The organism is Micromonospora sediminimaris, from assembly GCF_016863575.1.
GTDB lineage: Bacteria > Actinomycetota > Actinomycetes > Mycobacteriales > Micromonosporaceae > Micromonospora > Micromonospora sediminimaris.
Genome location: NZ_BOPD01000032.1, coordinates 1 through 23,293 on the forward strand (window position 1 = coordinate 1; position 23,293 = coordinate 23,293).

At 71.6% G+C, this 23,293-nt stretch carries 17 protein-coding genes and 3 pseudogenes; 9 read left to right on the forward strand and 11 right to left on the reverse strand.

Features of this window, described 5'->3' with window-relative positions; genetic code table 11:
• Window positions 1–354 precede the first annotated feature (354 nt).
• The 4 genes and pseudogenes from Vse01_RS29735 to Vse01_RS23320 form a co-directional block, all read right to left on the reverse strand.
• Window positions 355–2,586 (reverse strand): annotated as a pseudogene (locus tag Vse01_RS29735) (DNA gyrase/topoisomerase IV subunit A); the annotation flags it as partial.
• A gap of 543 nt (window positions 2,587–3,129) precedes the next feature.
• Window positions 3,130–3,894 (reverse strand): annotated as a pseudogene (locus Vse01_RS29740) (LAGLIDADG family homing endonuclease); the annotation flags it as partial.
• A pseudogene (locus Vse01_RS29860) lies at window positions 3,880–4,137 on the reverse strand (DNA gyrase subunit A); the annotation flags it as partial. The pseudogenes Vse01_RS29860 and Vse01_RS29740, both read right to left, overlap by 15 nt.
• 31 nt (window positions 4,138–4,168) lie before the next feature.
• Complete coding sequence (locus Vse01_RS23320; RefSeq protein ID WP_093403094.1) at window positions 4,169–6,226, reverse strand: DNA gyrase/topoisomerase IV subunit B; 2,058 nt, start codon at window positions 6,224–6,226, stop codon at window positions 4,169–4,171.
• Window positions 6,227–6,564: 338 nt separating this feature from the next.
• On the opposite strand from Vse01_RS23320, the gene Vse01_RS23325 reads away from it, so the two are divergent.
• The gene (locus Vse01_RS23325; RefSeq protein ID WP_093403239.1) at window positions 6,565–7,821 is read left to right on the forward strand and encodes an SGNH/GDSL hydrolase family protein; all 1,257 of its coding nucleotides are present in this window, start codon (window positions 6,565–6,567) and stop codon (window positions 7,819–7,821) included.
• Window positions 7,822–7,869: 48 nt separating this feature from the next.
• Here the strand turns inward: Vse01_RS23325 and Vse01_RS23330 are convergent, their stop codons facing one another.
• The gene (locus tag Vse01_RS23330; protein WP_093403093.1) at window positions 7,870–8,307 is read right to left on the reverse strand and encodes an RrF2 family transcriptional regulator; all 438 of its coding nucleotides are present in this window, start codon (window positions 8,305–8,307) and stop codon (window positions 7,870–7,872) included.
• Window positions 8,308–8,423: 116 nt separating this feature from the next.
• On the opposite strand from Vse01_RS23330, the gene Vse01_RS23335 reads away from it, so the two are divergent.
• Window positions 8,424–9,686, forward strand: coding sequence for a globin domain-containing protein (locus Vse01_RS23335; protein ID WP_275415528.1), 1,263 nt, complete (start codon window positions 8,424–8,426; stop codon window positions 9,684–9,686).
• A 92-nt stretch (window positions 9,687–9,778) separates the two neighbouring features.
• On the forward strand, window positions 9,779–10,624 hold the full coding sequence (locus tag Vse01_RS23340) for an alpha/beta hydrolase family protein (protein WP_373870710.1): 846 nt from the start codon (window positions 9,779–9,781) through the stop codon (window positions 10,622–10,624).
• A 36-nt stretch (window positions 10,625–10,660) separates the two neighbouring features.
• On the opposite strand, the gene Vse01_RS23345 is transcribed toward Vse01_RS23340, so the two are convergent.
• The gene (locus Vse01_RS23345) at window positions 10,661–11,194 is read right to left on the reverse strand and encodes a hypothetical protein (protein ID WP_139233122.1); all 534 of its coding nucleotides are present in this window, start codon (window positions 11,192–11,194) and stop codon (window positions 10,661–10,663) included.
• Between the two features lie 211 nt (window positions 11,195–11,405).
• Between Vse01_RS23345 and Vse01_RS23350 the strand changes: the two genes are divergently transcribed.
• The 3 genes from Vse01_RS23350 (at window position 11,406) to Vse01_RS23360 (ending at window position 13,514) form a co-directional block, all read left to right on the forward strand.
• Complete coding sequence (locus Vse01_RS23350) at window positions 11,406–12,302, forward strand: RNA polymerase sigma-70 factor (protein WP_093403088.1); 897 nt, start codon at window positions 11,406–11,408, stop codon at window positions 12,300–12,302.
• A gap of 96 nt (window positions 12,303–12,398) precedes the next feature.
• Window positions 12,399–13,037: a hypothetical protein gene (locus Vse01_RS23355; RefSeq protein WP_093403087.1), complete on the forward strand. Its 639-nt coding sequence runs from the start codon at window positions 12,399–12,401 to the stop codon at window positions 13,035–13,037.
• Window positions 13,038–13,127: 90 nt separating this feature from the next.
• On the forward strand, window positions 13,128–13,514 hold the full coding sequence (locus tag Vse01_RS23360; protein WP_093403235.1) for a hypothetical protein: 387 nt from the start codon (window positions 13,128–13,130) through the stop codon (window positions 13,512–13,514).
• A gap of 19 nt (window positions 13,515–13,533) precedes the next feature.
• Here the strand turns inward: Vse01_RS23360 and Vse01_RS23365 are convergent, their stop codons facing one another.
• The gene (locus Vse01_RS23365; protein ID WP_093403233.1) at window positions 13,534–14,427 is read right to left on the reverse strand and encodes a DUF72 domain-containing protein; all 894 of its coding nucleotides are present in this window, start codon (window positions 14,425–14,427) and stop codon (window positions 13,534–13,536) included.
• A gap of 144 nt (window positions 14,428–14,571) precedes the next feature.
• Between Vse01_RS23365 and Vse01_RS23370 the strand changes: the two genes are divergently transcribed.
• Both Vse01_RS23370 and Vse01_RS23375 read left to right on the forward strand, forming a co-directional pair.
• On the forward strand, window positions 14,572–15,618 hold the full coding sequence (locus Vse01_RS23370; RefSeq protein ID WP_093403085.1) for an NAD(P)-dependent alcohol dehydrogenase: 1,047 nt from the start codon (window positions 14,572–14,574) through the stop codon (window positions 15,616–15,618).
• A gap of 46 nt (window positions 15,619–15,664) precedes the next feature.
• Complete coding sequence (locus Vse01_RS23375; protein WP_093403084.1) at window positions 15,665–16,180, forward strand: 2'-5' RNA ligase family protein; 516 nt, start codon at window positions 15,665–15,667, stop codon at window positions 16,178–16,180.
• A gap of 94 nt (window positions 16,181–16,274) precedes the next feature.
• Here Vse01_RS23375 and Vse01_RS23380 read toward each other — a convergent pair whose 3' ends face one another.
• From Vse01_RS23380 to Vse01_RS23395, 4 genes are read right to left on the reverse strand one after another with little or no spacing between them, the layout of a single operon-like run.
• Window positions 16,275–17,186: a siderophore-interacting protein gene (locus Vse01_RS23380; RefSeq protein WP_093403082.1), complete on the reverse strand. Its 912-nt coding sequence runs from the start codon at window positions 17,184–17,186 to the stop codon at window positions 16,275–16,277.
• A gap of 28 nt (window positions 17,187–17,214) precedes the next feature.
• Window positions 17,215–19,320: an iron ABC transporter permease gene (locus Vse01_RS23385; protein ID WP_232511170.1), complete on the reverse strand. Its 2,106-nt coding sequence runs from the start codon at window positions 19,318–19,320 to the stop codon at window positions 17,215–17,217.
• Window positions 19,317–20,300 (reverse strand): ABC transporter substrate-binding protein, encoded by a 984-nt coding sequence (locus Vse01_RS23390; RefSeq protein WP_093403081.1) that lies wholly within the window; start codon window positions 20,298–20,300, stop codon window positions 19,317–19,319. The genes Vse01_RS23385 and Vse01_RS23390 overlap by 4 nt, the downstream gene beginning before the upstream one ends.
• Before the next feature lie 39 nt (window positions 20,301–20,339).
• Window positions 20,340–21,173, reverse strand: a complete 834-nt coding sequence (locus Vse01_RS23395) for an ABC transporter ATP-binding protein (RefSeq protein WP_093403079.1) — start codon at window positions 21,171–21,173, stop codon at window positions 20,340–20,342.
• 312 nt (window positions 21,174–21,485) lie between these two features.
• On the opposite strand from Vse01_RS23395, the gene Vse01_RS23400 reads away from it, so the two are divergent.
• Window positions 21,486–23,222: a coiled-coil domain-containing protein gene (locus Vse01_RS23400; RefSeq protein WP_093403078.1), complete on the forward strand. Its 1,737-nt coding sequence runs from the start codon at window positions 21,486–21,488 to the stop codon at window positions 23,220–23,222.
• The last annotated feature ends 71 nt before the right edge of the window (window positions 23,223–23,293 follow it).

Here is a 23,293-nt window from a genome sequence, read left to right on the forward strand (position 1 = left end):
CGGGTCGACGGTCGCCGCCGCCGCGGGCGCCGCGTTCACCGCGACGAGGCCGCCGGCCACCAGGACCGCCGCACCGACCGCCGCCACGACCGACCGTCGTCGACGCCTGGGAGGAGAGGCGGGACGAACCTCACCAATCATTGATCCACTCCTTCGACTAGGACCACGCGCAGTCGGGAAGGGACGCGCGTTGTCGCAGGCACCGACGTTGTGGATGGTGGTGTCGACACGTCGGGCCGCCAGCGAGCAAGCCCAACGTAGCGTCGTAATACGTCATACGTCAATGACGGGCGTCGATGGAAGCGCGCGTGCCGAACGGTGGTCTCCGGCACGCGCGCATCCAGGAGCAGGCAGCTACTCGCGGTCGATCTGGTGACCCACCACGGCTGGACCGAGCATGACGGCGAAGCCGGAACCGTCGCGGCGCGGGTCGGCCGCCGGCAGCTCCACCGCCTCACCGTTGGCCGTCGAGCCCACCGGTCGGGGACCGACCCAACCGACCACCACGTCGGTCTCACCCTTGAGGAACCGATGGGCACGCACCCCGGCGGTCGCCCGCCCCTTCGCCGGGTACGCCGACAGCGGCGTCACCTTGACCGTCGCACCGGTCGAGGTGACCACCATCGGCTCACCGTGCTCCGGATCGTCGGTGCGGACCGCGCCGAAGAACACCACCCGCGCCCCGGACGACAGGGCGATCCCGGCCATCCCGCCGCCCTTGAGCCCCTGCGGGCGGATGGTCCCGGCGGGGAACCGCAGCAGCGAGGCCGCACTGGTCAGGAAGGCGAGCGTCTCGGCGCCGTCGACCAGCCAGGTCGCCCCGACCACCTCGTCGCCGTCCCGCAGCCCGATCACCTCGAACTCGTCGGATCGCACCGGCCAGTCCGGGGCACAAACCTTCACCACACCCTGCCGGGTACCGAGTGCCAGGCCCGGCGACCCCTCCGCGGCAGCGCCGAGCGGCGCCAGGCCGACCACTGTCTCCCCCGGCTCCAGCGGCACCAGCTCGGCGGCCGACATCCCGCCCCGCAGCGACACCGTGCCGGCCTGCTCCGGCAACACCGGCAGCGGTAGCACGTCCACCTTGAACGCCCGGCCGGCACTGGTCACCAGCAACACCCGCCCCCGGGCAGTCGAGTGCACCACGGCGCGTACCGCGTCGTGCTTGACCCGACCGTGCCGGCGACGCCCCTCGGCGGCCTCCTCCGACTCGGCCGCGGTGCGGGCCACCAACCCGGTCGCCGACAGGATCACCTGGCACGGGTCGTCGGCCACCTCCAACGGCCCGGCCGGCGCGGACGCGGCCAGCACCTCCTTGAGGTCACCGTCGACGAGCGTCGTGCGCCGGGACGCGGCGAACTGCTTGACCACGGCGGCCAACTCGTCGGAGACGACCTTCTTCAGCACGTTCTCGTCGTCGAGGATGGTGGACAGCTCGGCGATCTCGGCCCGCAGCTTCTGCTGCTCGGCCTCCAGCTCCAGCCGGTCGTACTTCGTCAACCGGCGCAGCGGAGTGTCCAGGATGTAGTTGGCCTGGATCTCCGAGAGCTTGAACTGGCGCATCAGGCCGCTCCGGGCCGCCTGGGCATCCTCGCTGCCCCGGATCAGCTTCACCACCTTGTCGATGTCGAGCAGCGCGATCAGCAGGCCGTCGACCAGATGCAGCCGCTCCTCCCGCCTACGCTTGCGGTACGCGCTGCGCCGGGTCACCACCTCGTAGCGGTGGGCCAGGAACACCTCAAGCAGCTCCTTGAGCCCCAGGGTGCGCGGCTGCCCGTCGACAAGCACCAGGTTGTTGACGCCGAAGGACTGCTCCAGCGGGGTCAACCGGTAGAGGTCGGCGAGCAGCGCCTGCGGGTTCACGCCGACCTTGCACTCGATGACCAACCGGGTGCCGCTCTCGCGGTCGGTGAGGTCCTTGACGTCGGCGATCCCGGTCAGCCGCTTGGTCTTGGTCACCTCGTTGGTGATGGCGGCGATGACCTTCTCCGCGCCGACGCCGTACGGCAACTCGACCACGGTGATGGCCTGCCGCCCCCGGCTGCCCTCCAGCGGCCCGACCTCCACCTTGCCGCGCATCCGCACCACGCCACGGCCGGTCTCGTACGCCCGGCGCACCTCGTCCAGGCCGAGCAGCATGCCGCCGGTGGGCAGGTCGGGACCGGGAACGAACTCCATCAGCTTGTCGAGGGTGGCGTTCGGGTGCCGGATCAGCCAGCGGGCCGCCGCGACGACCTCGCCCAGATTGTGCGGGATCATGTTTGTCGCCATCCCGACCGCGATCCCGGCAGCGCCGTTGACCAGCAGGTTCGGAAAGGCGGCCGGCAACACGGTGGGCTGAGTCAGTGAGCCGTCGTAGTTGGGCTCGACGTCGACGGTGTCCTCGCCCAGCTCACCGACGAGCAGCATCGCCTCCCGCGACATCCGAGCCTCGGTGTATCTCGCCGCCGCCGGTCCATCGTCCGGGCTGCCGAAATTTCCATGTCCGTCGATGAGTGGCGCGTTGAGCGAGAAGTCCTGCGCCAGCCGGACCATCGCGTCGTAGATCGCGGTGTCGCCGTGCGGATGGTACTTGCCCATGCAGTTGTGGACTATGTAGCCCTCGGCGACGAACGCGTGGTCGTCGGCTCCAACCTGGATGTCGTAGGTGGCGGCAGGGGCTACGGCCTCAACTGCGGCAACGCGAAGGAAAGAGCGGCCGGACAACGCCTCAAGCCGGTTCGCAAGCGGTGAGCCGATTCGCCGAAGTTTGCGCACCCACCCGTCGCGTTCCGCGCGCCACAGCGGGAACGACCGGTCCGAAAGGTGCACACCATTCCGGTCTTTACCGTAACGCACCTTGCTTCCAGCACCCGACAGTGACGCCCGAAAAGCTTTGCCGCCCACCTCGTGGAACCACCCGCCACCTCGATGCGCCTTGGCAAACTCCTGCATCACTGGGCCACAAGGAAGGCGGTCGTTACCCTGTTTACCGCCGTATGGGTACCCAATCTCCATTACCCGCCGAAGCCCGTCGTTCTTGTATGGAATTCGCACCCAGGGCAGAAGCAACTCGGCAATGGCAGCGGCGTCCCGCCCAGTAACGGCAAGACCGCAGAGCGGGTGGTCGCCGGCTCGGTTGCTGGTCCAGTGGTGGCCGTGCACTCCCAAATCGGCAAGCATGGCGTATACCTGACGCACCAACGTCTCGCTGGTGCTCACAAAGACGATCTCTCGAAAACGTTTCCGCACATAGCCGTCGCCGTCGAAGAAGCCGGCGAGGAACGGTGCCCAGGCGGAGCGGTTTTCGATGATGTCGTCCGGGATCCGCTTGGCACGGCTGAGCGGCGTCGCAGCGTCAAGCAGACCCCGATGCCGGGCGAACGTGATGATGTGCTGGTCGCGATGGCCCGGCTTGGCTGCCTCGCGCTTGCCGCGAGTGGCATTCAACCCATTGGCTATAGCCCAACCGTGCGCGGCATCGAGCGGCTCTCCGTCGCACATGTGTAGTCGGACACGACCATCTGCGGCTCGTGCACGATCGACGGGGAAGCCCTCGGCTACAACGAGCCCGCGGACGTAGTCGTAGATGTCTCCACCCGGGATGGTGTCCTGCCAGCGACGTCCGCCGTAAGCCAGTGTCAGGTTATTCTTCAGGTCCCGGGCTTCGGTCCAGCCAACGGTCAGATCATCATTTACGACACGAAACCGTTGACCGGGAGTGACGACCATGGTGTGACCATTACTCCAGGTTACTCGGACCAGTTCCGACACGGGATTTCGGTAAACCTGGGTGACCGGAGTAGCGGCGCCATCCCCGTCCAACACGAGGTCACCAATCTCAATGTCCTCGATAGCCCTGAGACCTTCGGGTGTGGAGACCAGCGTTCCCGCGACGAAACAGTCGCCGACGATCCGGGCGGACTTGACGTGCGCCCGGTCCGGGCGGTGGCCCTGCTCGTACATCGACCAGAGGATGCGCCGGTGCACCGGCTTGAGGCCGTCGCGCGCGTCGGGCAGGGCCCGGGAGTGGATGACCGAGAAGGCGTACTCCAGGTAGGAGTCGGACACCTCCGTGGTCAGCGGGTTGTCGATGATCCGCGCGCCGGCCTGGTCGAACGCGGAATGGTCGACCTTCGTCTCCTTGCGGCGTGCCATGGCTCAGCTTTCCTTCCGAGAGACGCGGTGGTCAGGCGTCGATGGCGTCACGGTCGACCCGGTCGGCGGAGTCGATCAGCCAGTTGCGGCGCGGCTCGACCTTCTCCCCCATCAGCAGTTCGAGGATCCGCTCGGCGGCCTCGACATCGTCCAGGGTGATCCGGCGCACCGCGCGGGTGGCCGGGTTCATCGTGGTCTCCCACAACTCGTCGGCGTCCATCTCGCCGAGGCCTTTGAACCGGGGCACCGGGGTGACGATCTGCTTGCCGGCCCTCTCGAACCGGCGCACCGTCGACTCCATCTCCGCCTGGGTGTAGGTGTAGACGGTCTCCGGGTTGCGCCCCTTGGTCGTGATCTTGTGTAGCGGCGGCATGGCGGCGTAGAGCCGGCCCGCCTCGATCAGCGGTCGCATGTACCGGGCGAAGAGGGTGATCAGCAGCGTCCGGATGTGTGCGCCGTCGACGTCGGCGTCGGCCATGATGAGGACCCGGCCGTAACGCAGCGCGGACAGGTCGAAGGTGCGCCCGGAGCCGGCACCGAGCACCTGCACGATCGCCGCGCACTCGGCGTTGTCGAGCACCTGCTGAAGGTTGGCCTTCTGCACGTTCAGGATCTTGCCCCGGATCGGCAGAAGTGCCTGATACTCCGCGGAGCGGGCAAGTCGACCGGTGCCGAGGGCGCTGTCGCCCTCCACGATGAACAGCTCACTCCTGTCGATGCCGGAGGCGCGGCAGTCGACGAGCTTGGCGGGCATGGCCGCGCCTTCGAGGGCGGTCTTGCGGCGGGCCGCGTCCTTCTGCTGCTTCTGGGTGAGGCGTACCCGGGACGCGTCGACGATCTTCTGAAGGACCGTACGCGCCTCGGTGCGCGTCTTGCGGTCGTCCAGCCAGGACTTGACGTGCTGCTCCACCAGGCCCTGCACGACCTTGGTGATGCCGGCGGTGGAGAGCTCGTCCTTGGTCTGCGAGGTGAACTGCGGCTCGGGCACCCGGACGTGCACCACAGCCGTCATGCCCTCCAGGACGTCGTCCAGCGTGGGCGCGTCCTCCTTGGCCTTGAGCAGGCCCCGGGTGTTGCGCACGGCGTCGGCGAGCGTACGCGCCAGCGCCCGCTCGAAGCCCTTGCGGTGGGTGCCGCCGTGGGCGTTGCGAATGGTGTTGGTGAAGCACTCGACAGTGCGTTCGTAGCCGGTGCCCCAGCGGAAGGCGATCTCGACCTCGGCCCGGCGCTGCACGTTGGACTGCATGACGCCGTTGGCGTCGGCGGCGTTCTCCCGGTACGTCCCCTCGCCGGTGACCAGCAGGGTGCCGGAGACCGGCCGGTCGCCGGCCGGTGCCAGGAACTCCACCATGTCGGTGAGGCCGTTGGGGTAGTGGAAGCGCTCCTCGGTGGGCTCCTCCGTGGTGCGGTCGCGCAGCGTGTAGCCGACGCCGGGGACCAGGAAGGCGGTGTGCCGCAGTTTGGCCCGCACCGCGTCGTGGTCGAGCGTGGCACCGGTCTCGAAGTAGCGGGGGTCGTGCCAGTAACGGATCGAGGTGCCGGTGCGCTGGCCACGCTTGACGGCGCCGACGACCTGGAGCCCGGGGCCGGGGGTGAACGGCGCGTCGGGGCCGTCGCCGTCGAAGATGCCGGGCACGCCGTGCCGGAACGACATGGTGTGCACCTTGCCGCCCCGGCGGACGGTGACGTCGAAGCGGCGGGACAGGGCGTTGACCGCCGAGGCGCCCACGCCGTGCAGGCCGCCGGAGGTCTTGTAGCCGGAGCCGCCGAACTTGCCGCCGGCGTGCAGGCGGGTGAGCACCAGCTCGACACCGGAGATGCCGGAGCGGGCGTGCACGTCGGTGGGGATGCCTCGGCCGTTGTCGTCGACCTGGACCGAGCCGTCGGCGTGCAGGACGACCTCGACGGTGGTGGCGTGGCCGGCGACGCCCTCGTCGGTCGAGTTGTCGAGGATCTCGTTGACGAGGTGACCCACGCCACGGCTGTCGGTGGAGCCGATGTACATGCCGGGCCGCTTGCGGACGGCGTCCAGCCCCTCAAGGTGTGTGAGGTCGTCGGCCCCATACAGGGTGTCAGGCTCTGCGGTCAACTGGTCGTACTCCCCGGTCTCGGCGATGTGTTCCCCCGCGCCGTCGGCGGTCGGCCCGGCGCGGGCACGCCGCAGCGAGCGTAGCCGTACGCCCCGACAACCTGTGCGGACACCCGCCCGGCACGCCGAGGGCCGCTGCTGGCGGACCTGCTGCGGTCAACGTCCCGGCTGCCGGCCTTATGCCCGGCGGCGGTGCTCGACGCAGCCACGGGAGCCTCCCTGACCCGCTGGACCCGCTCGTCACAGATGTTTCCCGCTGTTGACGTTCGTCACACCTGCGTGATCTCATCACCGCACCAGAGGATCTTTCATATTTCTATGAACGGATGGGGATGCCGATGTCCGCGTTGCGTCGTACCGCCGCCGCGATGGCCCTGGCCGTCACCGCGGCGACCCTCTCCACCGCCGTCGCGGCCCCCGCCGCCTCGGCCGCACCACCCACCGCGGCGGTGGCTCTCGGCGACAGCTTCATCAGCGGCGAGGGCGCCGGCTCCTACCAGCCGGTGGTCGACGCGACCGGCGTGGCGCGGAGTTTCCCCGGGTGGACAGCACCCAACAGCGACGCCTTCTTCTGTCACCGGTCGGCCAACGCCTCACTGCACAAGGCGACGCTGCCCGGCATCCAGAGCCGGTTCAATCTCGCCTGCTCCGGCGGCCAGCCGCACGACATCGCCGCCGCCTCGTCGGCCCGGACGAACGGCCGCCAGGTCGCCGCCCAACTCGACCAGCTCCGCGCGGTCGCCCAGACCCACGACATCGACCTGGTCCTGATCGGGCTCGGCTCGAACAACAGCTCGTTCACCTTCGGCGGGGTCGCCGAGAAGTGCGCCAACCGGTTCATCGCCGACGCCTGGACCGGCTGGTGGGAGTTCTGGGCGTACCTGAACGGGCCGGTGGAGCAGAAGCCGTGCACGGACGCCGACCTGGCCACCGCCGCCCAGATCACCGCCGCGACGGCGGAGACCACCGCGGCCGTACGCCAGATCCTGACCACCCTGCGCGAGGTGGACGCCGACGGCCAGCACCGGGTGGTGTTGCAGGACTACACCAACCCGTTGCCGCTGGACCTGGCCCCCACGTACCACTCCGAGGACAACCGGGACGACACCCGGGACAAGTTCCGCGCGCTGGGCGCCGAGCGGTACGCGGCCGGTTGCCCGATCCACCGGGCCAGCCTCGCTCCCGGCCACCGGTTCTCACAGGGTCTCGGCACCATCGTGCGCTCCGCCCGGGACACCCTGGCCGCCGAGTTCGCCAGCGCCGACCTGGTCTACCTCAACGTGCAGCGGGCCTTCGACGGCGCCCGGCTCTGCGAGAACACGAACAGCCCGGCCGGCACCCTGGCCACCCCGATCCGGCTGATGGACAGCCCGCCCAACGGCACCTTCGTGACCAGCCTCTCCGGCAAGGACAAGATCGCCATCCAGCGGATCGCCAACACCTGTGTGAGCTACTTCCAGACCTGTCAGGAGTCGTGGCACCCGAACGCCGCCGGGCACCAGGTACTGGGCCAGTGCCTCTCCGGCGCGGCCACCACCGCCGCCCGCTCGGTCGCCTGCGTACGCGGCTCGAACGGCACGATTAGCGTTTCCTGACCGGCTCGGTACCGCCCGGACCCGCGAGGTACGGGCGGTACCCGTTGCTCACGATGCCGGGGGTGTCGGGCCGAGGGCGAGCAGCACCGGCCCGGTCGGCCCGTCGACCAGATCGCCGAGGCTGACCCCGTCGAGAACGGTGAGGAACGCCTCCTGCGCCCGACGCAGTTCGGCCCGCAGCCGGCAGGCCGACCGCAGTGGACAGGCCGGTGCCTCGCAGTCGACCACCTCGCCGTCGCCCTCGAACGCCCGGACCACCTGCCCGACGGTGTAGGCCGCACCTTCGGCGGCGAAGGCCACCCCGCCGAAGCGACCCCGGATGGTCACCAGCACGCCGAGGCGCTGCAGTCGCTGCACCACCTTGGCCACGTGGTTGCGGGGCAGCGCCAGCCGCTCGGCCAACTCGTCCACCGTCGTCCGGCGGCCGGTAGCCGCAGCGTGCATGGCGATCCGTAGTGCCATGTCGGTGGATCTGTTGAGCTTCACGTACCGACCCTAGGCTGTGGCGGCTCGATGCCACGGTCGGCTGAGTCCCCGGTGTGACCTGCACGACCGTCGATCCGGGACCTTCGACCCTAAAACAGGTATCTGAAAATCCTGTTTTGTGTGGGGGCCCGAAACGGTCGGACCAGAAGGAGAACATCGTGCTCACGCAGTCCTCAGCAGCGGTGGTGTCGGCGACCCTGCCCGCGGTACGCGCGCACGGCGAGGCCATCACGCGTCGGTTCTACCAGCGGATGTTCGAGGCTCATCCGGAGTTGCTCGACCTGTTCAACCGGGGCAATCAGGCAAGCGGGGCGCAGCAGGCCGCCCTGGCCGCCGCGGTGGTCGCCTACGCCGAGCACCTGACCGGTGCGAGCGCCGTGCCCTGGGGACCGATTCTGGACCGGATCGCCCACAAGCACGCGTCGCTGGGCATCACCCCCTCCCAGTACACCCTGGTGGGTCGCAACCTGCTCGCTGCCGTCGGTGAGGTGCTCGGCGATGCGGTCACGCCGCCGGTCGCCACCGCCTGGGACGAGGTCTACTGGCTGTTGGCCTGCGAGCTGGTCGCCCGGGAGGCCCGGCTCTACGCGGCCGCCGGGCTGGCCGAGGGCGAGTCGGTGTGGCGGGCGTGGCGCGTGACCGCCCGCCGGCAGGAGACCGGCGACGTGGTGTCGTTCACCCTGGCACCCGCGGACGGCAGGGCCGCGCCCACGTTCATCCCCGGCCAGTACACCTCGGTCGCGGTCGACCTCGACGGCGGTCGTGGTCAGCAGATCCGGCAGTACAGCCTCACCGGCCGCCCAGGGGCCGCCGACTGGCGGATCGCCGTCAAGCGGCTACGCGGGCTCGACGGCGCACCCGACGGCCTGGTCTCGACCTTTCTGCACGAGCACGTGGGCGTCGGTGACACGCTGCGACTCAGCCCGCCCTTCGGCGAGGTCAGCGCGGTGGCCGGAGACGGGCCGCTGCTGCTGGTGAGCGCCGGTATCGGGCTGACCCCGGCAATGGCCGCGCTGGAGCATCTGGCGGTCACCGCACCACGACGACCGGTGGTGCTGGTGCACGCCGATCGAGCCGGCGCGACGCACGCCCTACGCGGTGACCTGCCGCGCCTGCATGCCGCGCTGCCCAACCTGCACACCACGCTGTGGTACGAGGACACCAGCGACGCGACGCCGCGCGATCTCACCGCCACGGTGAGCGGTGGCCGGGTCGATCCGGAGCTGATCCCGCTCACGCCCGACGCCCACGTGCACCTGTGCGGCCCGCTGCCGTTCATGAACCTGGTCCGGAGCGGTCTGCTGCGTCGCGGCGTACCGGTGGAGCGGATCGCCTACGAGGTCTTCGGCCCGGGCATGCTGCGCGGCGAGCCACGGTGACGCCGCCGGTCGCCTCCCGGCGCGGGCGCAGTCCCGCCGGGGGCGACCCCCAGCCGCCACCTACCCGCCGGTAACCTGTGGTCGTGAACGTGGTGGAGTACCAGCAGGAGTTCGTCCAGGTCGACGGTGCCCGGCTCGGCATCCAGGTCTACCCGGAGCCCGTCGGCGTGGCCGACGCTCCGGTGGTGCTGATCGCGCCGGCGATGGGAGTCCGGGCCCGGTACTACCGACCGTTCGCCGCCGCGCTGCGCGCCGCCGGGCTCGCCGTGGTCGTGGCGGACCTGCGCGGCACCGGCGAGAGCACGCCGCGGCCGAGCCGCACCTGCCGGTACGGCTACACCGAACTGGCCGCCGACATCGGAGCGGTACGGGCGGCGCTCAAGCCCCGGCTGGACGGCCGGCGGACCCTGCTGCTGGGGCACTCCCTCGGCGGTCAGGCCGCCGTGCTGCACCTGGCCCTGCACGGCGAGCACGAGGTGGACGGGCTGGCCCTGATCGCGGTCGGCATCCCCTACTGGCGTGACTTCACCGGCCCCCGACGGTACGGGATACTGCCGTACACCCAGGGCGTCGCGGCCACCGCCAGGTTGCTCGGCGTCTGGCCCGGATGGGGTTTCGGTGGCCGGCAGGCACGCGGGGTGATCCGCGACTGGGCGCACACGGCCCGCACCGGACGTTTTCCCGAGCTGGAGGGGGTGGACACGGAGGCGGCGGTACGCCGGATCCGCACCCCGGTGCTGGCGATCAGCGTCGACGGCGACCAGTACACCCCGCATCCCACGCTGGACCGGCTCTGCGCCAAGCTCACCGCAGCTCCCGTCGAGCGTGAGCGCTACGGCGCGCCCGGTACCGACCTGGACCACTTCACCTGGGTACGTGCCGCCGGGCCGCTGGCCGCACGGGTGGCCGACTTCGTCACCACCCTGCCCGCCCGCTGACCCGCCCAGCGGCGGGCCGGGACGCCGGACAGCCGGTCAAGCCGACGGGCTGGCCGAACCGCGTCGGCGAAGCCGGAACAGCAGCCGGGCCACGGCCATCGGCAGCAGGTGCAGCACCACCACCAGCGTGGCCGTCAGCGTCGCGTACTGACCCACGGAGAGCCCGGCCAGGGCCAGCACCAGCCCGGCGCAGGCCACGGTGACCAGCGCGTGGCCTGCGATCCGTAGCGCGATCCGTCCGGGCGACGGGTCCAGCTCGGGCTCGGCGGATCGTCGCAGCACCGCGCCGACCACCGCCGCGACCGCGGTCAGGCCGGCGAACTGCAAGGCCCAGAGGGCGACCCGGCCGACACCGGCCTCGTCGGTCACCGACGGCGCGACGAAGGTGGCCAGCGCGAACACGACGAAGGTCGGTGGCCAGCTGAGAACGAACGCGCCCGACGCCGCCAGCGCGATCCGGCGGGGCAGGCTCGGCTGCGGGCGTACCTCCTGCTCGATGCGGGTCATCACCTCGCCGGGGGCCCACACGAGTTGGTGTTCCGAGCCCGCTTCGGGTGCCGGAGTTGCCATGCGGCGAGCCTAATCGGACCGGTCAATGCGATCTGTTGGGGCGGATCCGCGAGGCGACCGCCGCGCCGACGACCCAGCCGGCACGATATGACCTGCGTCACTCGACGGCACAGCGGCCAGGGCTGCGGTGTCCTGAGAGCGGACCCTGCGAAGGAGACCCCGTGACCTGCCGAGGAGGTACCGGAACCCGCACGGAGGAAAGGTCGAGACAGTGAGTGATCGCGCCACCGACCCGGCGACCGCGACCTTTGTCGCCCACCGCAACCTGCTGTTCACCGTCGCGTACGAGCTGCTCGGGTCGGCCGCCGACGCCGAGGACGTTCTCCAGGAGACCTGGCTGCGGTGGGTCGACGTCGACCTGGGACGGGTCCGCGACCAGCGTGCCTACCTGGTCCGGATCACCACCCGGCAGGCCCTCAACCGGCTGCGCACGATGCGCCGCCGCAAGGAGGCGTATGTGGGGTCGTGGCTGCCCGAGCCGCTGCTCACCGCGCCGGACGTGGCTGACGACGTCGAACTCGCCGAGAGCGTCTCGATGGCGCTGATGCTCGTCCTTGAGACGCTGTCGCCGACTGAACGGGCCGTGTTCGTACTGCGCGACGCGTTCGACGTCAGCTACGACGAGATCGCCGCCGCGGTCGGCCGCAGCCCCGCCGCGGTGCGGCAGATCGCGCACCGGGCCCGCCAGCACGTCAACGCCCGTCGTCCCCGCGACGTGGTCTCCCCCGGCGAGACCCGGGCGGCGTTGGAGTCGTTCCAGCGCGCGGTCGAGACCGGCGATCTCCAGGCGCTGCTCGACGTGCTCGCCCCCGAGGTCGTCCTGGTCGCCGACGGCGGCGGCGTGCGGCAGGCCGTGCCGAACCCGATCGTCGGCGCGGACAAGGTAGCCCGCATGATCGTCGGTGGTCTCCGCAAGGTGCCGGGCCGGCTGACCGCAGCCGCCACGTCGCTCAACGGCAGCGCCGCCCTTGTCGTGCAGCTGGACGGTGAGCTCGACGGCGTGATGGCGGTCCGGGTCGGGAAGACGGGCATCGCCGGCCTGTACTACGTGCGCAACCCGGAGAAGCTGACCCGGGTCGCAGCCGAGACCCGACTCGCCCGACGCTGAACGCCGACCGTCGCAGGCACGTCGCCCGAGGTCGCAGCGATTAGCCCCACCGAAGGCGGGTAAGCCGCTGCGCCCGATACGGCGGAAGGGGACCAGATGTCTGACAGCCACACCGCACTGCGTTCGATGCACGACCTGGGCCTGGCGGCCTGGTTCGGCGGCTCCCTGATGGGTGCCTTCGGCGTCAACGGTGCCGCGGCCCGGATGGGCGACTCGACCCAACGACTCTCGGTGGCGTCGACCGGTTGGAACCGGTGGACGCCGGTCAACGCGGCGGCCATCGGCGCCCACCTCGCCGGGGCGGTCGGCGAGCTGGTGACCGAGAGCCCACGCATGGCCGCCCAGGCCGGTGTCGGCCGGGCCAGCACCGTGAAGACCGCGCTGACCGTGAGCGCCCTGGCGGTGACCGGGTACAGCCGACTGCTCGGCATGCGGCTGGCCAAGGCCGGGCAGCCGTCGGTCGAGGGGGTCACCGAGCCGAACCAGCAGACCCCGGCGAACGTGGCGTCCTGCCAGCGCCAGTTGAAGATGCTGCAATGGGCGATTCCGGCACTGACCGGCGCCCTGATCGTCGTCACCGCCTACATGGGTGAGCAGCAGAAGCCGGGCCAGGTCCTACGCGGCATGCTCGGCCGCGTGGGTGGCATGGGGCACGCGTCGAAGATGATGGGCAAGGGCGCCGGCGGGATGGCGGCAGCCAAGGCGATCCGACAGATGACGATGTCCGGCCGCTGACGGCTGAACCACACGAACACCAGCGCACCCATGTGCCGGGTGCCGGTGTCACGTAGACCCGGCGACCGGGCACCGACCAGCGAGGTGGCGATGACGGACAGGGACAGGCACGACCGGGCACCCGAGGGTGTCGCACCCTGGGGGACCACCGACGGCTTCGACGCGGATCCGCCGTGGGGTGCCGGTGCGGACTCCCCGATGGACGAGGGCAGCGAGGAGACCGCCGTGCCCGAGGGACGACGCGGTGAACGACGCGCGGCCGGCCCCCTCACCGGTGATACGACGGATCGGCCCGCCGGGCGGCACGGGTTCGGCTCGGTGGAGCCGACCCGTACGCCGGTGGCCGGGCCCGGGGCACCGCCGGACCCCGCGCCGTCGCGGCGCAGCTTCCCGGACGACGCCGTCGACGGGGACCTGCCGGACAACGCGCTGGAGGAGGCGACCGGGATGCACCCGGAGGGGACCTGGCGCGGGTGAGTGCCGCCGCACTGTCCGGTCAGGACCGTACGGCCCACCGGTCGGCCCCGTCGAGCAGGCCGGCGAGCCGTTCCGCGTCGCGCTGGGCCTGACCGGCGCAGCAGTTGTTGAACAGCACGTGCAGTTCGTCGGCCTGCCCGGCGAGGTCGACCAACAGCTCGGACCAGCGGCGCAGCTCCTCGTCGCCGTAGGCGTACCGGAACCGGTCCTCCTTGTCGCCGCTGGTCCAGGCGCTGCTGTGGCCGTGGAACCGGATCATCGCCAGGTCGGCGGTGGCGACCGGGATCGGCGGCACGGAGTCCGGATGCCCCTGCGGCATGTCCACGCAGCAGAAGGTCAGCTCCTGGTCACGTAGGAAGGCCAGCGTCTCCAGCGCCGCCGTCCCGTCGAACCAGGAGGCGTGCCGCAACTCGACGGCCACCCGCCACGGCCGGCAGCGTGACGCCAGCTCCGTGATCCGTCGCCGGGCCGCCTCGCCACGGGCCAGCCACGGCGGAAACTGCAACAGCACCGCGCCGAGCCGGCCGGCCGCCGCGATCGGCGTCAGCGCCGCCCGGAACCGGCTCCACAACTCGTCGTACGCGGCCGTCGGCAGGTCGCGCCGGCGGATCCGGGTCGGCCCGCCGGTCGGTCGCAGATCGGCGGGCAGGGTGGCGATCGGGGTCGGGTGACCGGTGAAGAGGCTGAACGCCTTGACGTTGAAGGTGAACCCCTCGGGTGTGGCGTCGACCCAGCCCTGCGCGGTCTCCGGCGCGGGCACCGCGTAGTACGACGTGTCCACCTCGACCAGCCCGAACCGCTCGGCGTAGTGGCCCAGCCGACCGGCCGGGGTGTTCGCCTGGCGCGGGTACCAGCCGGAACGCACAAGCGTCCGGTCCGCCCACGAGGACGTGCCCACCTTGATGACACCCATGTAGTTCAGTGGACCGCCGGACGGGCCGATCGGCAACCGCTGGGCGGTGACTGCCGGAGGAGAGGGCGCGCGGTCGCCGAGGTGGTTTGAGTCGACGTCCGTCGGGGAGCCCCGGTTCGGGCGTCACGACGATGGGAGACAGGGATGCGTGCTCTTCGGCTGCCCGCCTGGAAGACGGAGCCGGAACTGGTCGAGGTCGACGAACCGACACCCGGCCCGGGCCAGGTGGTGGTGCGGATCGGGGCCGCCGGCGCCTGCCACTCCGACCTGCACCTGATGCACGACTTCGAGGCCGGCGGCCTGCCCTGGAATCCGCCGTTCACGCTCGGCCACGAGAACGCGGGCTGGGTGCACCGGCTCGGCTCCGGGGTGACCGGGCTGGAGGTGGGCCAGCCGGTCGCGGTCTACGGGCCGTGGGGTTGCGGTCGCTGCGCCCGATGCCGGGTCGGTGTCGACAACTACTGCGAGAACCCGGCCGCCGCGCCGGTGCCGGGCGGAGGTGGTGGCCTCGGTCTGGACGGCGGCATGGCCGAGTACGAGTTGGTGCCGGATGCCCGGCACGTGCTGCCGCTGCCCGAGGGGCTCGATCCGGTCGACGCCGCACCCCTGACCGACGCGGGACTCACCCCGTACCACGCGATTCGCCGGTCCTGGCCGAAGCTGCCTCCGGGCAGCACCGCGCTGGTGATCGGCGTCGGTGGGCTGGGGCACGTCGGCGTACAGGTCCTCAAGGCGACCACCGCCGCCCGGGTCGTCGCGGTGGACACCCGGGAGGAGGCGCTGCGGCTCGCCGAGGAGTGCGGTGCCGACGTGACGATGCAATCGGCCGAAGGCACCGCCGAGGAGATCCGCAGGGTCACCGGCGGTCGGGGTGCCGACGTGGTGCTCGACTTCGTCGGCGCCGATGCCACGCTGAAGCTGGGCGTCGCCGCCGCTCGGACCGTGGGTGACCTGAGCATCGTGGGGCTCGGCGGCGGCTCGCTGTCGGTCGGCTTCTTCTCCGTGCCGTACGAGGTCAGTATCCAGACCACCTACTGGGGCAGCCGCCCCGAGCTGCTGGAGGTGCTCGATCTGGGTGCGCGCGGGCTGGTACGACCGAAGACCACCACGTTCAGCCTGGACGAGGCGATGAGCGCGTACCGGATGATGCAGGACGGCACGCTTGAAGGTCGAGCCGTCATCGTGCCGTGAGCCGCCCGGACGGCGCGTTCCTCGGACTCCACCCTAGAGTGATCATGTGGTCGCCGCGTTGGAGCTGTACCTGGACACCGTCGCCACCCGGCGGATCCGGGTGCTGTGGGACGCCCTGGAGGCCGAGGGGGTGCAGAGCATGCGCTCCCTGCTGGAGCAGCGGCACCGGCCCCACGTCTCGCTCGCGGTCGCGCCGCGCTTCGATCCGGAGCAGGTCACCGCAGCGCTGGCCGGCACCACGGTGGCGGCACCACTGCGGTTGTCGTTCCAGCACGCCGGTCAGTTCGTCGGCCGGGTGCTGTGGTTGGGTCCGGTACCCACCTCGGAGCTGCTGGCGCACCACCGGCGGGTGCACGACCTGCTCGTCGCGGGCGGGGTGACGCTTGTGGAGCACTACCGGCCGGGCCGGTGGGTGCCGCACTGCACGCTGTCCATGCGGGTGCCGAACGCGCTGATGGCCACCGCCGTACGCCGCTGCCTCGAAATGCTCCCCCTGGAGGCCACCGTCGTCGCCGCCGCCCTCACCGACCACGCCCGCAACATCTCCCACCCCCTCCCCTGACCACCCGACCCTGCCCCCGCATCGTTGATCATGAGGTTGGCGGCAGAGTCGATCTCGAAGCCGCCGCTAACCCATGATCAGCAGGGTAAAGCTGTCAGGAGGGGTCGGGGCGGCCGAGGCGCCAGTAGCCCATGAAGGCCACCGCGCGGCGGTCCAGGCCGCGCTCGGAGACCAGGTGTCGGCGGAGGGTACGGATGACGCCGGCCTCTCCGGCCAGCCAGGCGTAGAGCGGGGCCGTCGGGGGCGCCTCGGGCACCTCCCAGAGGATCTCGTGGTCCACGTTCACCTCGTCGACCAGCTGCGGCCCGCGCTCATCGGGCGCGGCGCCGGCGAGCAGGTCTCCGGCGACCGCGGCGACGGCGGCGACGAGGCGGCTGCCGTATCCACCGGAACCCCGGGGCAGCCAGGTCACCTCGACACCGGGCGGCGTGATCAGCGGCAGTGCGTCACCGGCTTCGGGGACCTCCAGCAGCACCCGGCCGCGCGCGTCCAGCGGTAGCCGTTCACAGATGCCGCTGATCGCCGGCACCGCCGTCTCGTCCCCGGCCAGCAGCAGGCGCCCGGTCGACGGGGGCCGGAACTCGACCCCGCCGTGGTCGCCGCCGTACGCCGAGTCGGGGCCCACGATCGCGATCGAGTCGCCGGGGCGGACCCGGCGGGCCCACCGGGTGGCCGGTCCACCGTCGCCGTGCAGCACCAGGTCGACGTCGACCTCGCTCAGGTACGGCCGGACCGCGCGCACCGTGTACGTCCGGATCGGGTTGCGCTCGTGATCCGGCAGGGCCCGCCACCGCGCGTACCAGTCCGGCCCCTGTGGAAGGTGGACGCCGGCCTGGCCGGGCAGCGGCAACGCCAGCTTGATCCGCTGGTCGTACCCGTTGTCGGCGAAGCGGTCCAGGTCGGGACCGGTGAAGGTGACCCGGACGAAGGACGGGCTGAGCCGACGTACCGCGCGGACCTCGACGGCGAACAGCCGCCAGGGCGCGATGGGCAGAGTGTGGGTCATGGTGCCTCTCCGGGTCGGGTCGGTGCGCTTACCGGGGTGGGGCGGCGGCGCGGGAACGCCACAGCAGCCAGACGAAGTAGGGGGTGCCGATCATGGCGGTGACCAGCCCGGCGGGAATCTGGGCCGGAGCGATCACGGTGCGGCCGAGGGTGTCGGCGAGGCTGACCAGGGCCGCGCCGAGGAGGGCGGCGACCGGGAGTACCCGGGTGTGCCGGCCGCCGACGAGAGCCCGGGCCGCGTGCGGTGCGACCAGGCCGACGAAGCCGATCACGCCGACGGCGGAGACCGCCGTCGAGGTGAGCAGGGCCGCCGCACCGAGCGCGACCAGTCGGGTGCGTTCCAGCCGGACGCCGAGCACCCGTGGGGTGTCGTCGTCGAGCGTCATCAGGTCCAGCTCGCGGCGGGCGGCCACCACGGCCGGGGTGAGCACCAGCAGGGCTATCGCCACCGGCAGCACCTGGGTCGCGGTGCGGCCGTAGGTGGAGCCGGAGAGCCAGGTGAGGGCCTTGCCGGTGTTCCACGGGTCGAACGCCACGATCATGAAGGTGATCATGGCCATGCCGCCCTGCCAGGCACCGAAGCCGATCAGGACCAGCCGGTCGGAGCTGAGGCCGCCCCGCCAGGCCGCGCCGTACACCAGGGCGAAGGCCAGCATGGCGCCGAGCCCGGCGACCCCGGAGACGGCCCAGACGCCGGCCAGCGGCACGAAGGTGAGCAGCGAGACCGCGCCCAGTCCGGCACCGGCGGTGATGCCGAGGATGCCGGGCTCGGCCAGCGGGTTGCGGCAGACCGCCTGCACGGTGGTGCCGGCGACCGCCAGGGCCGCGCCGGCCAGCATCGCGGCGGTGACGCGCGGCCACCGCTGGTCCAGCACGAAGGTGTACGCCGGTCCGGTGCTGCCGTTGACCCAGTTGACGATGTCGCCGAGCAGCAGCCAGGTGTCCCCGGCGAGCATGCCGAGCAGCACCGCCCCGGCGGTGACGGTGGCGGCGACCGCCACCACGGTGCGGTGGAAGGTCGCGGAGCGTACGGCGGCGTGACCGCCGGCTGGACGGCGGGTGGGGCCGGCGTCGCGGTGCCGGCGGGCCAGCCAGATCAGGATTCCCGCGCCGAACAGGGTGGTCACCACGCCGGTGGGAATGTCAACGCCGGCCTGACCACCCATCAGGGCCCGCAGCAGCACGTCGGAGCCGAGGACGATGATGACGCCGGCCATACCGGACAGCGGCAGCAGGATCCGGTGCCGGTGGACGCCGGGCACCAGCGGGCCGAGCAGCCGGACGATCACCGGTGCGCAGAGGCCGACGAAACCGACCGGGCCGGTGAGGGTGACCGCTGCGGCGGACAGCAGCACGGCCAGCACGGTGACGATCAGCCGGGTCCGGCGTACGTCGATGCCGAGCACGGTGGCGGTGTCGTCGCCGAGGGCGAGGATGTCGAGGCGCTGGCCGAACAGCATCAACGCCGCCACGGCGGCCACGATCACGGGAGCGAGTTGGGTGAGGGTGTCCAGGTCGCTCTGCACCAGGGAGCCGTTGCCCCAGGCGAACAGGCCGATGGTGGCCTGCTCGAACAGCAGGAGCAGCAGCATGGTCACCGAGCTGAGCGCCAGCGCGGTGGCCGAGCCGGCGAGGATCAGCCGGGTGGTGCCGGCCTGACCGCCGGACGACATCGCCATCACCAGGCCGGCGGCGGCGAGGCCACCGCAGAAGGCCAGGCCACCGGCGGGCAGCGCGGGCAGTGCGATGCCGAACGCGGCGACCGAGACGATGGCCAGGTGTGCCCCGGCGTTGACGGCGAGGGTGTCCGGGGACGCGAGGGGATTACGGGCGATCGACTGGAGCGCCGCACCGGCGAAGCCGAGGGCGACGCCGATGGTCAGCCCGGCGAGCAGCCGGGGCACCCGGGACGCGACGAGCACCCGGGCGGTCTCGTCGTCCCCGCCGGTCAGCAGGCGGAGCAGGTCGAGCGCACCCACGGCGGAGGTGCCCTGGGTCAGGTGCACCGCCACGACCGCCAGCAGCAGCGCGGTGGCGGCGACGAAGATCCCGACGACGCGGGGAGTGGAGGGACGCTCGGCCGGAGCCGGCTGGACAGCCGGCTCCGGACGCGGGGGCGCGGACAGCGTGGTCACACCGCGTAGGTGCTGACGAGCTGGTCGATGTACTGCTTGCCGGAGAGCGGCCCGCCGAAGGTCCAGATGCCGTCGGGCATCCGGTGCAGGTTGCCCTGCTCGACGAAGGGCAGCGACTTCCAGATGGCGTTGCTGTTCAGCCCGTCGGCGAAGACGTCGACGCCGTCCGAGGCGTTGTAGAAGAAGTGCAGGTCCGGGCTCTTGAGCACGGTCAGGCCCTCGACGTCGGTCTGGCCCAGGCCCCAGGCCGGGTCGGTCTCGCCGGTCCAGGCGTTCGTCAGGCCGAGCTGAATGCCGATCTGGGAGACCAGGGCGCCCTCGCCGAACATCCGGATGCTGACCGTGCTGCCTTCCTTCCAGCCGTCGGCGATGGCGAACGGCTTGCCGGCCGCACCGGCGTCGGCGATCTTCTTCTTGCCGTCGGCGATGGCGGCGTCGAAGTCGGCGAGCAGCTTCTCCGCCTCGGCGGTCTTGCCGACCGCGGTGGCGATCATGTTCAGGTCGGCCCGCATCCGGCCGAGGTTGTCCGAGGCGTCGCTGCCCTTGGTCACGATGACCGGAACATACTTCTCCAGCTGCGTGATCACGTTGGCGCCGCGGTCGTCCTCCATGACCACGAGGTCTGGTTGCAGCGCCACGATGGAGTCGATGCTCGGCTCACCGCGCGTGCCCACATCCTTGACGCCCGCGTCGAGCTTGGCGGCGCTGACCCAGGTCGCGTACCCCTTGGGGTCGGCGACGCCGACCGGCATGACGCCGAGGCTGACGAGCATCTCGACCTCGCCCCATTCGAGACCGACCACCTTGGTCGCGGGGGCGTCGAGCTTGACCTCCTTGCCCCGGCTGTCGGTGACGGTGACCGGGCCGCTGGCGGCGGGAGTGGTGGCGGCGGGCTCGGTGGTGTTCTCGGTGGTGCCGCAGGCGGCCAGCAGCACTGCGGTGGCGGCGGCCACCAGGGCGGTTACACGGGTACGGGACATGATGTTCTTTCTCGGGTGGGTGTCGTGAACGGTCTGTGCTCAGACCGGGATTCGGGCCAGGTGTCGGCCCACGGGACGGGTCGTCACCAGCCCGCTGAGCGGGTCGGTGCTGACCTCGATCCGGATGCCGTAGGTCTCGGTCAGGTCGTGTTCGGTGAAGACCTCGGCCGGGGTACCGGTGGCGCGGACCCGGCCACCGTGCAGCAGGACCACCTCGTCGGCCACCGCGGCGGCCTGGTTGAGGTCGTGCAGCACGACGCCGACCGCGACGCCGTGATCGTCGGCGAGGTCACGCATCAGATCGAGAATCCCGACCTGGTAGCGCAGATCGAGGAAGGTGGTGGGCTCGTCGAGCAGCAGCACCGGGGTGTCCTGGGCCAGGCAGGTGGCCAGCCAGACCCGCTGGAGTTCGCCGCCGGAGAGTTCGTCCACGGGCCGGCCGGCCATGGCGTTGACGCCGGTGACCTCCATCGCGCGGGCGATGGCGGCCGGGCCGTCCGGGTCGTCCGCGCGCCACCGGCCCCGGTAGGGGTGGCGGCCGTAGCCGACGACGTCGCGGACGGTGACGCCGTTGGGGACCGGCCGGCTCTGGGCGAGCAGGGTGACCCGGCGGGCGTACTCCTTGGCGGGCAGACCCGCGGCGGCGATGCCGTCGGCGAAGAGCACCGTGCCGCTGTCGAGCGGATGCAGCCGGGCCAATGCCCGCAGCAGGGTGGACTTGCCGCTGCCGTTGGGGCCGACGAGCGCGGTCACCGTGCCAGGACGCAGGGTGATCGCAGCACCGTGCACCACCGTGGTGCCGTGGTAGCCCAGGCGCAGGTCGACACCGCGTAGGCTCTGCTCGGCGTCGTTCGTCATCAGTCCGCTCGACATGCGGTTAGGCTAACCTAACCTAAGTACGTGTCAAGACGCGGGTCTGTCTCACTTTCATCGCCCCACCAGCCCCTCTCGACGCCGGTGAGCAGGGTCGATACGTCACGCCGCGTCGCCGGCCGGTCCCCTGGCGTGCAACCGGGACAAGCAGCCACGTGCGATCGGCGGGACGCCGATGCCGGACCACCCGTCAGGCAACGCGAAATCCGTACCGGGGTGGGAGGACAGAGCAGCCGGAGCAGCGGTAACGTTGCGCGTCATCCGCCGCCGGCCCGCCGGCGTGGCGCTCTTCGATCCTCTGGAGGATGGGGCATGTCCATCGGCGAGGAGCCGTTCGCAGTCCGCGACGACCTGGCCTCGCGGCCGAATTTCGAGGTCGCCCTGCGCGGGTTCGACAAACGGCAGGTTGAGCGCTACGTCGAGCAGATGGACGGCCGGCTCGCCGCCATCTCGGCGGAACGGGACCGGGCCACCGCACACGTACGGGAGCTGAGCGGAAAGCTCCAGGCGGTGCAGAGCGAGATGGCCGAGCTGCGGCAGCGACCGGCGCAAGTGGACAAGGCCACCTTCCAGGACGTGGGCCCGATGGTCGGCCAGATCCTGGACCTGGCCGAGAAGCAGGCCGCGGCGATCATCGACACGCACACCCAGCGGGCCACCAAACTCCAGGCGGAGGCGGAGAAGACGCTCGCCAACGCGCGGGAACGCACCGTCAAGGCGCTGGCCGACCTGGAAGAGGAACTGGCGGCCCGGCGGGCCGAGCACGAGAAGACGTACGAGGAGTTGCGGGCGACGGCCGACGCGGAACTGGCCGAGACCCGCGAGCGGGCCGACAAGCTGCGCGCCGACGGGGAGGCCGCACACGAGCGTGCCCAGCAGGAGGCGCAGCGGATCGGCGAGCAGTGCCGACAGCAGGTCGAGCAGGCCCGCTCGGCGGCGGAGGCGCTGACCACCTCGGCGCGTACCCAGATCCACCAGGAGATCCAGGCGGCCCGGTCGAAGAGCCAGCAGGAGCTGGCGCAGTGGCGGGCCTCGGTCGAGGAGGAGCTGGCCGAGCGACGGGCCACGGCCGAGGAGGACCTGACCGAGCAGCGGGCCGCTGTCGAGCGTGAGCTGGCCGCGCAACGCACCGCCGCCGAGCAGCGGGTCAGCTCGATGATCGCCGACGCCCAGCAGTACTCGGCGGAGATCCGCAAGCGCGCCGACGAGCAGGCGGCCGAGGTGCGCAAGCTCAGCGACGAGCAGGCCGCGGCGGCCGAGGAACAGTTGCACGCGGTCCAGCTTGAGGTCGGGGAGCAGCGTCAGGCACTGGACCAGCTGCACGAGCAGCTGGACGACGCCGAGCAGCAGCTCGACGAGGCTCGCCGCGCCAAGGACGCCACCGAGGCCGAGCTGAACCGGCTGCGGCAGCTGCTGGAGGAGACCAGCCACGAGCTCGTGGCGGAGCGTCAGCGACTGGACGAGGTGCGCCGGGCGGCCGAGGCCGCCGAGCGGCACGCCAAGGAGACCCGGGCCCGGGTGCAGCGGGAGGCCAAGCGGGTCGCCGATCTGGCGGCCGCGGCGGTGATGGCGGCTGCGGCCGGTGGCGGCGAGACCGCCGAGTACCCGATGGTGGCCGCCCGACTGGGGGTTTCCCGGACCGGTGGCGACGCGGCCACGGCGGGCGGTGGCGAGGTGACCCCGGCGGCCGATGGTCCGGCCGAGGGGGCGACCGCCGCTGCCGAGGAGGACGCCGAGCAGGCCGGGTTGGGCTCGGAGCGGACGGCGGCCGACCCCGCCGCCCCGGCAGGCCAGGAGCGCAACGGAGCCGCGACCGGCCGGCCGGGCAACCCGCAGCCAGGCTCGGGCAAAGCCGGTGGCGGACCTGAGCACGGCGCCCGCCCGCTGGTGGATCCGGTGGCTCGCGCGGCGGCGGCGGTGGCGGCAGGCGGGCCGGGCGGCATCGACTGGTTCGCCGGCCAGCCGGCGAACCAGCAGTCCGACCAGGCCGAGCCGGCCCCACCCGCCGCGAACGACACCGATCGGGCGCCCGAGCCGGCGGCGAACTGATCGGGCCGCCCCGAGCGGTGCCGCGTGCCGACCGGCCTGTCCGCACAAGCCTGCCGGAGGCGACCTGAGCC